Below are 9,824 nucleotides of genomic sequence, written 5' to 3' on the forward strand. Positions count from 1 at the left end.
ACGATTTTTTAATAGGAAGTACTAGGCGAAACCCACAGAGATTGCTAAATTTCAGGTAATTTCAAACCGAGCTTGAAATGCCCAAAACCAGCAGTCATTTGTGGGGAGACTAAAATGACAGATATAAATGATTATGATGATGTAGAAGATCCTGTTGTCGACGATGAAGAAGCACAGGCAGCTGAAAAAGGTGCAGTCAGCAGCGATGAAGCTGTAAATGATAGTGATGTGGTCGAAGCGGAAACTCTGACGATTACTGCCAAACAAAAGCAGCGTCAGGCTCTGGAAGATGAAATAGCGGCTTTCCTGGCCAAAGGTGGTCGTATTACTGAAGTTCCAGCGGATGAATCCGTTGCCAGAGAATAATAGCTGCCAGGTTTAAGCCCAAAAAAAACACCACCTTGCTTGTGGTGTTTTTTTTGAAGAATGCATTAGCCATTTGCAGCGGTCAGTTCCAATGCACGCTGATAGGCGATTTTTTTCTTGATGCCAGTGAGATCAGCAGCCAGTTGGGAGGCGGCTTTGACCGAGAGATCCTGTAATAAGCGCAGTAAAAGTTTGTCCAGTTTTTCCTGATCCAGATCTTTTTCTACCGTTGCACCACCGACCACCAGCACAATTTCACCTTTTTGCTGATTATGATCCTGAGCAATAAATTCCACCAGTTCAGCCAAGGTCATTTTTTTGATGGTTTCAAAAGTCTTTGTAATTTCACGGGCAAAGCCGACAGGGCGCTCTGCACCAAAAACCTGAGCCAAATCTTTGACACATTCCAGAATCCGATGCGGCGCTTCGTAAAAAATCAGGGTCTGGCTTTCATCTTTGAGTTTTTCCAGAGTTAACAGACGCTGGCTTTGTTTTGAAGGCAAAAAGCCTTCAAAGCTAAAACGGTCACTAGGCAGACCTGCAGCACTTAGGGCGGCAATTGCTGCACAGGCACCCGGTACCGGAACCACCCGGATATTGTGCTCTTGTGCTGCACGGACAAACTTGAAGCCTGGGTCACTGATCAGGGGAGTACCGGCATCACTGATCAGTGCCATATTTTCACCCATGAGCAGCCGTGCTATCAGCTGGTCAATCTTGTTGCTTTCGTTATGCTCATGACAGGCCGTCAGCGGTGTTTGAATGTTAAAATGTTTAAGTAATTGTGCAGAAGTTCGTGTATCCTCAGCGGCAATAAGACTCACCGATTTTAAGACTTGAATTGCACGATAACTAATATCATCTAAGTGCCCGATTGGAGTCGCAACAACAAATAACTGAGCACTCATAGGTTTCTCCATGTGGAATAAAATGAATAATAAAAAATGGAAGATTAAAAATAAAATATTGGGCTTAAGCCTGCTGCTCTGCTGTAGCAGTGTACAGGCGGAAGTGCTGATCATTCTACCTGAATCTGGCCCTTTGGCGCGAGCAGCATTCAGTATCAAACAGGGTTTTCTAAGTGCCTATCAGGTTTCCGGACAGAAAGTCCCGCTAAGATGGGTTAATTCTGACCGGAAGAAAATCCCCCAACTATTGAAACAGTATGTCAATAAAAAGACCCAGCTGGTGATTGGCCCACTGGCCCGCCAGGAGGTTGAGCAATTGATTCAAAGCAGGCCCGGAATTCGCACCTTAAGCTTAAATGAAGCGACGTCAAAGACCGCCAAGGTCTGGCAATTCAGTCTGTCGAAAAGAGATGATGCAGCTGCCTTAAAACAGCAAATCTCTCAAGATGGTATCCAGCAGCTTCTGGTGCTGCGCCAGCCAGGACATGAAACGGAACATGAGCTTGTACTGATGTCACTGCTGAGCCAGAGCAATTTACAATTACATCTGGTTGAGAAACCGCCCTTTTTCTTGAAACATAAACAAGGCATATTATTACTTGGCAATGCAGACTGGCTAGCTACTTTGCGGGGCTTGGGACATAAACGTATCTATACGGTCGCCCATGCAATTAATGAACAGCATTCACCGCCACGGGGCATCAAGTTTTGTGATGTGCCCGTACTTTATTTTGGTCACTGGCCCGACGTTCATCAGGCCTATCATCAGAATCCGGTAGATATGTCCTATCAGCGGCTGATTGCCTTTGGGGGCGATGCCTGGCAAATTGCCCAATATTATCTTGCCAATAAAAAACTGAAACAGATTGAGTTTTATGGCCGCACCGGTCTGATTCAGCTATCCGAGCAGGGTGTACAGCGTACACCCTCCTGTTTTCAGCAAACTGCCCATGGCTTGAAGGTATTGTGAAGGATGAGCAGACAAAAACAGTTGGGGCTATGGGCCGAACAGCAGGCGGCCCACCTGATGGAGGAGCAGGGTTTTCAGTTATTGGCCCAGAACTATCATAGTCGTTATGGTGAACTGGATCTGGTGATGCAGCGTGGGCTAGAGCTGGTTTTTGTAGAGGTAAAGGCTCGGGCCAGAACCCGTTATGCCCCAGCGATTGAATCTATTTCTTACACAAAGCAAAGAAAAATCTTACAGACAGCCTTATGTTTTATTCAGCAATCTCCACAATTTATTCATCATGATTATCGTTTCGATGTAATTTGTTTTGATTTTAATCAGTATTTTGCAAAAACCATACAGCATGACTTTTCACTATACCCGTATGATTTGCAATGGATTGAAAATGCTTTTACTTTTGATCAAGAGTTTATTAATCTTTGAACAAAATAAGTCCAGATATGCTTATATTTACTGCAGGAACAGGCTAAAGTCCCCTATAGTGGAATTTATCTGAACTTAAGAACAGACGATTAAATTAAGATAAAGACTGTAAAAAATTGAAGGAGTCTTGCTGAGTGGTTAAGCGTATTGCAATAACAATGCTGTGTGTCGCAAGTTTATCGGGTTGTGCCAGCTTTATTTCCAGTGGTACAGGTACGGCTCCTGTAGGTACCGAAAGTGGTGTACGAACGTTGGGACAGGTGTTTATTGATTCTTCTATTGTGCGTACTGCAAAAATTAATCTTTATAAACTGGATTCGCGTTTTAAACAGGCGCGGGTCAATATTGAAAGTTTCCATGGCAATGTGCTGTTGACGGGGCAGGTGCCAGATGCGCATCTTAAGCAGCTGGCAGAAGATAATGTCAAGTCGATGAGCGATGTGAAAGCCGTCCATAACTTTATTACAGTAGGTAATCAGATCAGCTATAACACCATCATGCAGGATACGGCAGTGACCGCCAATACCCGTGGCCTGATTATGAAAGCACCGGTGGTGTCAGACAGTAAGCTGCATATCCATACCGAAGATGGCGTATTGTATGTGATGGGGCGCTTAAACAATGCGGAAATTAATGACCTGAATCAGGTGCTGCAACAGGTAGGCAATGTCACAAAAATTGTCACTTTGATTGATAATATCGAACAGAGTTCAACGCTAAACGGGCAGGATTTTGCGGCACCGGCTTCCTATGCGCAACCTGGCCTGGAACAGACACCAGTTGCCATTGATCCAGATGCGATTGAGCCAACCGATGCTCCATAAGGTTGAGCATTTAAGAACGCAACTGTCAAATCAGTTACTTGAAGTCCAGCAACGCTATAAAGATTTGCGAGTATATGATGTTGGCAGTTATGCGTTGAATCGTTTAACCCCCCGACAGGGTTATAGTTTTGAACACCAGCTGGCTTATGGACTGAAAGCTCGGCAGCGCTTTGACTTGTTCCGCAGTCATCAGCCTTTATCTCATCGGCCACTGATTGTATTTGTACATGGCGGTGCATGGCTGCATGGGGACAAAAAGGATTATCGCTTCATTGGCGAAGCTTTTGCCAAAGAAGGCTATGATGTCGTCGTTATGAATTATCATCTGGCGCCTGAACATATTTTCCCGATGTATATTAATGACCTGCATTTATTGCTTAATCATTTACAGCAGGCAGAAACGCAGTTAAACATTTCTACAGAAAATCTGGTCTTGATGGGGCATTCTGCCGGGGCATTTAATGTAATGTCGGCTTTATATCATCCACAAAAGGCAATGATTCAGCGCGAGAATATCCGAGCTATTATTGGACTAGCCGGGCCTTACCATTTCGATTATAGAAATGATCCGATCTGTGCCGATGCCTTTGATCAGTCGATTCCCTATCAGCAGGTGATGCCTTATTATTTTGTAGAAAACAGCTCAACCAGGCATTATCTGTTTATGGCGGAAAGAGACACTATTGTTGGCCATTTCAATAGTCAGGACTTGAGTCAGGTCCTGAAAGATCATGGTAATCATTGTGAATTGGTGACAATTCCAAAGCTTGGACATATTACCCTGATTGGTTCATTGTCCAGTTTGTTTAGCCGCTTCTTTGAAACCAAGCCGCGTGTAATGTGGGCGCTTGAGGATGCTTTTAGATAAAGAGCTATCTGTGTAATTCAAACGCTTAGCAATAAAAAGCCCGGTTTAAACCGGGCTTTTTGATTAAATCTTTTAGAGCCAGGCCCGGGTGTCATCAGCCACCGGGAGACCTTGGGTCACATGCATAATCATGGCGTGGGCAATACTGCCTTTAAATGGAATCTCGGGCAGCTGGTCAAATTTGAAGAATTGCGCATCACTGATTTCCTCTTCCTGCAACTGTAACTCACCTCCCGCATATTCTGCTTTAAATGCAATCATCAGGTTGCTGGGGAAAGGCCAGGGTTGGCTGGCCAGATACTGGATGTTTGTCAGTTCCAAGCCTACTTCTTCAAAAGTTTCACGACGGACTGCTTCTTCAAGGGTTTCTCCGACCTCTACAAAGCCAGCAATCAGGCCATACATCTGACTGTTCTTGTTGCGTGCATTTTTGGCCAGCAGTATTTCATTCTCACCTCGGGTAATAACCGTAATGACACAAGGCTGAACTCGGGGGTATTGACGATAATGACAAGCAGGACAGACCATGGCATGTTCTGTGGCATGAGCTTCAGTCGCTGTGCCGCAGTGACTGCAGAATTTGTGGTTACGGCGCCATTCCAGTAATTGCACGGCGCGGCTGGCCTGTTCAAATTGCTGGGCATTCCAGAATTGTAACAGCTGACGGATGGGCACCAGTTGCAGGCCGTCAGGGATCGGCTCTTGCGGAAGCAGGTCACGGGCAATTACCTGATCATCCGTGTTCAGTAGCAAATCACCTGCGAGTGCTTCAACTCGCGGAAGTTGAAAGTGTTGATCGACCAGCAACTGTTGCTGCTGGAAAATATAAGCCAGTGATAATTTAGACATTAGGCAACGCTTTTCAATTTTTCACTACTGTCTAATGCTATCTTAAACATGGACTGTAATACAGGCTGTTTATTCTTTAAGTTATTAATCATCATATCCGCGCTTGCCAGTGCATCCAGTGCGTGATGCACTTCCTCTGGACTGAGAGCCGTTGACAGTTCAAAGCGCTTCTTGATAAAGGCCGCTGTGGTCACAAAGGCTGTACGGACCTGTTCAGCATTCAGGAACATCATCGCCCCGCCAATTTCAATCAACTGTGCTGGTACAGCTTCGAGTGCGGCCAGATCCTGCTCTTGCAGATAATTGCTCAGAGTCTGGCTAGACAGTTCGATGATTGCCTGGGTTTCATTCAATAGGGCGGTATGAGCTTCATCCAGACGGTCGAGTGAAACATTCATATTATTCACCCGCAGCTGTAGACGGCTCGAAGTATGATGACGTTCCAGCACTCCAATCGAGTTCATGGCTGACAGAATGACATTCATCAGTTGCTGGGCAAAGTTTTCATCTTTGAGAATATCCGCCTGATTCAATGACGCGGCTTGCTGGGTCAGGTCATTGTAGGCTTCATTCAGGTTCAGTACCTTGAAAATATTGGCCAGATTATTCAACTGAAGCTGAAGTTCCTGCGTTTTTTCAGGACTCATGTTCTGATAGTTGTATTCAATCTCATTACGAATCTGTGCCATTTCTGTGGTCACCAGTTCACTAATCGTCTGCATGGTTTCAAAGTCAGGCCCATAAAGATGACGGCTGAATACCTGCAATTGCGTATCAGTGAGCAGTTCATCGCCAATGTTGAGCTGGTTACGGATATGTTGTGAGATAGGATCTTCCTGACTGATGCAAAGGCTAATTACATTGGCCAGATCGCTCATGGAGGCTTTAAAGCTTTGCGGTGTATTGAAATACTGCGCCATATTGCGTTCGATGCTGATCAGGGTGCGCAAACGCGGTTCATTAATCAGCAAGTGCTCAATATTGTTAAAAGCCACATGGACCAGATGCCAGTATTGCTTACTCGGATGATTGACGGACAGACCTGCCAGATAGGTACCGACCAGCTTGATTGCCTGCAAATCCATCTCGCTCTCTTCCTGTTTTAGCAGCTTGTTTAGAGACAGCTTGTACAGGCGTTGTACATAGTTGGATTTTTCCAGACCTGGCGCTTGCGGTAACTGGAAGTCCGGGGTAATCAGATCCAGTAGAGGTTCAATATGCTGACCTTCGGTAGTTAGCGGCTTGCCCAGCGCAATTTCCAGACGGTTCAGGGTATCCAGCAGGAACTGTGGAATCTTCACTTCACGCAGACAGATAAATTCGATATAGCGTTTCAGCATGGTGGTGCCTTCACTCAACGCGATCACGTCCTGAGTATTTACCTGGGCCGGATTTTCTATAATCTTGCGCATAAGTTCTGCTGAATATTGAGCAATTTTTGCCAGACTTTGCATATCAATCAGAGCCAGAACCTGCGCACACTGTTCAAACTGATTTAATGCATCATCAATACCAAAAGGTAAGGCCTGATCTTCTACCAAGGTGCTTACTGCTGATTCGACTAACTTGATCGAGTTATCAACCTCATTTTTTATTATCAGTAATGCTGTTGGATCAAAATGTATAGAGGTTTGGTAAGACATGGATCTGCACCTTTCCTGAAGTATTATCTATATATGCGTCCCGTTTTATTGGACGGGACTGTTTGTAATTACTATAACTGAAGAACTGTATTTTTAAAGCGAAATTACTGCTCGAAATCTAGATTTTATTTGGCAAAAAGGCAAGGAGTTCCATGCTTTTCCTGAAATTGTTTGACCCACTTCTCATGTTCTGCAAGTTCTTCATCTGATGGAAGAATCACCGGCAGCTCCATCTCGATCCGGGCGCTGCCAGAACGGTTCCCTTGTTCTTCTGTCTGAGAGAGGGCATCCATATCAAAAGAAACCTGTCCACCGGTCATCGCCAGATAGACATCGGACAGAATTTCCGCATCCAGCAAGGCGCCATGGAAGGTACGGTCGCGTTGTGGAATTTCATAACGGCGTACCAGTGCATCAAGGGAGTTTTTCTGTCCAGGATGCTTGGATTTGGCCATAGCCAGAGTATCGGTAACTTCACATACTTCGGACAACGCAACATGCCCTGCACGCTTGAACTCCATATCTAGGAAGTTCATATCAAAGGTCGCGTTATGTGCAATAATCTCGGCTCCTTGCAGATAGTCAAACAGGACCTGAGAAATCTCTTCAAATAATGGTTTGTCTTGCAGGAATTCATCAGTAATGCCGTGGACATTGACCGAATCACCGACCGGTTTTTGAGGGTTGGTATAAATATGAATCGAGCTGCCAGTGAGTTTGCGGTTAATCATCTCGATTGCACCAATCTCAATAATCCGGTCACCATCCTGATAGTAAAAACCAGTAGTTTCCGTATCCAGGATTAATTGGCGTGGGCCATGCAATTCTGCTGTTGCAGGTGTAATGACAATATGTGGATGCATCTGAACCGGCTGGGCTTCATTCATGGCCTGAGGATGAGGAATTGGTTCTGGGGCTGCCATATCTGTTTCAGTTTTTTCAACTTCAATCGGCTCTTCCAGTTCTTCTTCATCATCAGTCCTCAGGTCTAGACCAAAAGGATCGTCTAGCAGCCAGTCGGGTTCAGATTTTTTTTTATCTTCCGTGGTGGAAGTAGATGAAGCGGACAATTTGGATTTTTTCAGGGTTTCATCAGCGCCCTGATTAGCTAGCTGGTCGGCCATTTCATTGCCCGCATGACCGGCATGGCCTTTGATCCAGTGCCATTCAATTTCACGTCCCTGGCAGCTTGCATCCAGTTCTTGCCACAGGTCCGGGTTTTTGACATCTTTCCAGTTTTTCTTTTTCCAGCCGTGAATCCATTCGGTAATGCCTTGTTTGACATAATTGGAGTCGGTATAGATCACCAGTTTTGCATCTTTGGGGCAGAACTCAATTCCTTTAATAGCGGCAGTCAGTTCCATACGGTTATTGGTGGTATGGTCTTCGCCACCACAAATTTTATGTTCCTGCTGTCCGCTAACAATATACGCCCCCCAGCCACCTAAACCAGGATTGCCACGGCAAGCGCCATCAACATAGAGGGTAATTGTGTGTGACATATATAAATCCGATCAGAAAAGAACATGATGAACCGATATTGTATAACGCAAATGCAGCGGATTAAGCTACCCGTAGCGGTTTTTTTAATTTCTTGTAACATTTAACGTGAAATCAGGGTAAATTATTGCCTTGTGTCTCCGACATGCTTAACTACAATGGCATATCTTAAAAAATAAATTATACGGATTGTTTGGATTTCTTTATGTATAAACCAACCGCAACTTTGTGGCAGCCTGATTTCCCCATCTTGTTAAAACTTTCTGTACTTGGAACGGCGCTTGCTTCCTTGGGACTGACCGGCTGTTCATCTACACAAAGTGCGACCCAAACAGGTTCCAGTAAAAAAGTCAGTTCGCAATATCTGGATGCCAACGGTCTGGATGGACTTGAAGATCTGCTTTCTGCTACCGATATGCGGGCAGTGGAAGGAGATCGTTTGCAGGTTCTAAAACATGGTGATATCTGGAAGCGCATGACTGTGGGCTTCAAGATGGATTTAACCGTCTGGAACCCGCGTATTGATGCCCAGCGTGGCTGGTTTATTTCCCGTCAGCCTTATCTGGACCGCTTGAGTGCGCGTGCTTCGCGTTATTTATATCATACGGTGAAAGAGGCAGAGCGTCGTGGTATGCCGACTGAACTGGCGTTATTACCGATTATTGAAAGTTCTTATGACCCGGCAGCGACCAGTAGTGCGGCAGCAGCAGGCTTGTGGCAGTTTATTCCAAGTACCGGCCGTATTTATGGTTTAAAACAGACCCCGATGTATGATGGCCGTCGTGACGTTGTAGAATCCACCCGTGCAGCTTATGAGTTTCTGGGGAGCCTGTATAACCAGTTTGGTTCCTGGGAGCTGGCTCTGGCATCTTATAATGCGGGTCCAGGACGTATTCAACAGGCGATTAACCGTAACAAGGCAGCCGGTTTGCCGACTGACTATTGGTCTTTAAAACTGCCGCAGGAAACGATGAACTATGTGCCGCGCTTTCTGGCAGTGGCACAGATTGTAAAAAATCCTAATCAGTATGGCGTGAGTTTACCGCCCATTGCCAACCGTCCTCACTTCCGTGAAGTGAATGTGGGTGCATCCAGTCTGAATGAGATTGCAGCGATTACCGGTTTAAGCCGTGCAGAACTTTATCAGTTAAACCCGGGACATCGGGGGGAACGGATTGATCCACAAAGTCCGCGCCGTATTCTGATCCCGGCTGACCTGAGTCCATCGATTGATGAGAAACTAAAAAAACTCTCCGGCTCTGGCGGTTTATTGGCGAGTGCTCCAAGCTCTGCTGCTAAAACTTCGACCACCACGGTGCTTACGACCCGCACACCTTCTGCTGCAACCACCAGCAAGTCCGGTACAGTATCGGCAACTGCGGGAGTGGTGAGTAAAACGGCAAGCTCTACAGCAGCTCAAGTTGCCACGAACTCTGGCAATTCGCTAGCACTTAATACTAAAAAAGTGTCCAC

The 9,824-nt window shown here is 45.6% G+C and carries 10 protein-coding genes; 6 read left to right on the forward strand and 4 right to left on the reverse strand.

Translation table 11 applies throughout. The features are described 5' to 3' along the window. Nucleotides 1-114: 114 nt before the first annotated feature. On the forward strand, nt 115-366 hold the full coding sequence (locus E2K52_RS01925) for a hypothetical protein (protein WP_151203315.1): 252 nt from the start codon (nt 115-117) through the stop codon (nt 364-366). A gap of 65 nt (nt 367-431) precedes the next feature. On the opposite strand, the gene rsmI is transcribed toward E2K52_RS01925, so the two are convergent. Continuing rightward, nucleotides 432-1,274 (reverse strand): 16S rRNA (cytidine(1402)-2'-O)-methyltransferase, encoded by an 843-nt coding sequence (rsmI, locus tag E2K52_RS01930; RefSeq protein ID WP_151203316.1) that lies wholly within the window; start codon nt 1,272-1,274, stop codon nt 432-434. Between the two features lie 10 nt (nt 1,275-1,284). Between rsmI and E2K52_RS01935 the strand changes: the two genes are divergently transcribed. From E2K52_RS01935 to E2K52_RS01950, 4 genes are all read left to right on the forward strand, one after another. Beyond that, nucleotides 1,285-2,244 (forward strand): penicillin-binding protein activator, encoded by a 960-nt coding sequence (locus tag E2K52_RS01935; protein ID WP_151203317.1) that lies wholly within the window; start codon nt 1,285-1,287, stop codon nt 2,242-2,244. 3 nt (nt 2,245-2,247) lie between these two features. Then, on the forward strand, nt 2,248-2,667 hold the full coding sequence (locus E2K52_RS01940) for a YraN family protein (protein ID WP_151203318.1): 420 nt from the start codon (nt 2,248-2,250) through the stop codon (nt 2,665-2,667). A 134-nt stretch (nt 2,668-2,801) separates the two neighbouring features. Then, a complete protein-coding gene (locus E2K52_RS01945) occupies nt 2,802-3,491 on the forward strand; it encodes a BON domain-containing protein (RefSeq protein WP_151203319.1) in 690 nt (229 codons plus the stop codon). After that, complete coding sequence (locus E2K52_RS01950) at nt 3,481-4,359, forward strand: alpha/beta hydrolase (protein WP_151203320.1); 879 nt, start codon at nt 3,481-3,483, stop codon at nt 4,357-4,359. Before E2K52_RS01945 ends, E2K52_RS01950 begins: the two co-directional genes overlap by 11 nt. A 72-nt stretch (nt 4,360-4,431) precedes the next feature. Here E2K52_RS01950 and nudC read toward each other — a convergent pair whose 3' ends face one another. From nudC to dnaQ, 3 genes are all read right to left on the reverse strand, one after another. Beyond that, on the reverse strand, nt 4,432-5,208 hold the full coding sequence (gene nudC / locus E2K52_RS01955; RefSeq protein ID WP_151203321.1) for an NAD(+) diphosphatase: 777 nt from the start codon (nt 5,206-5,208) through the stop codon (nt 4,432-4,434). Continuing rightward, nucleotides 5,208-6,851: a chemotaxis protein gene (locus tag E2K52_RS01960; protein ID WP_151203322.1), complete on the reverse strand. Its 1,644-nt coding sequence runs from the start codon at nt 6,849-6,851 to the stop codon at nt 5,208-5,210. Before E2K52_RS01960 ends, nudC begins: the two co-directional genes overlap by 1 nt. 125 nt (nt 6,852-6,976) lie before the next feature. After that, entirely contained in the window at nt 6,977-8,353 is a 1,377-nt protein-coding gene (gene dnaQ / locus E2K52_RS01965) for a DNA polymerase III subunit epsilon (protein ID WP_151203323.1), read from the reverse strand. A 203-nt stretch (nt 8,354-8,556) separates the two neighbouring features. On the opposite strand from dnaQ, the gene E2K52_RS01970 reads away from it, so the two are divergent. Then, nucleotides 8,557-9,824: transglycosylase SLT domain-containing protein (locus tag E2K52_RS01970; RefSeq protein ID WP_151203324.1), on the forward strand; the 1,268-nt coding region annotated here is incomplete at its 3' end.

It is taken from the genome of Acinetobacter sp. RF14B (genome assembly GCF_006864105.1).
In the GTDB taxonomy this organism is placed as follows: domain Bacteria; phylum Pseudomonadota; class Gammaproteobacteria; order Pseudomonadales; family Moraxellaceae; genus Acinetobacter; species Acinetobacter lwoffii_C.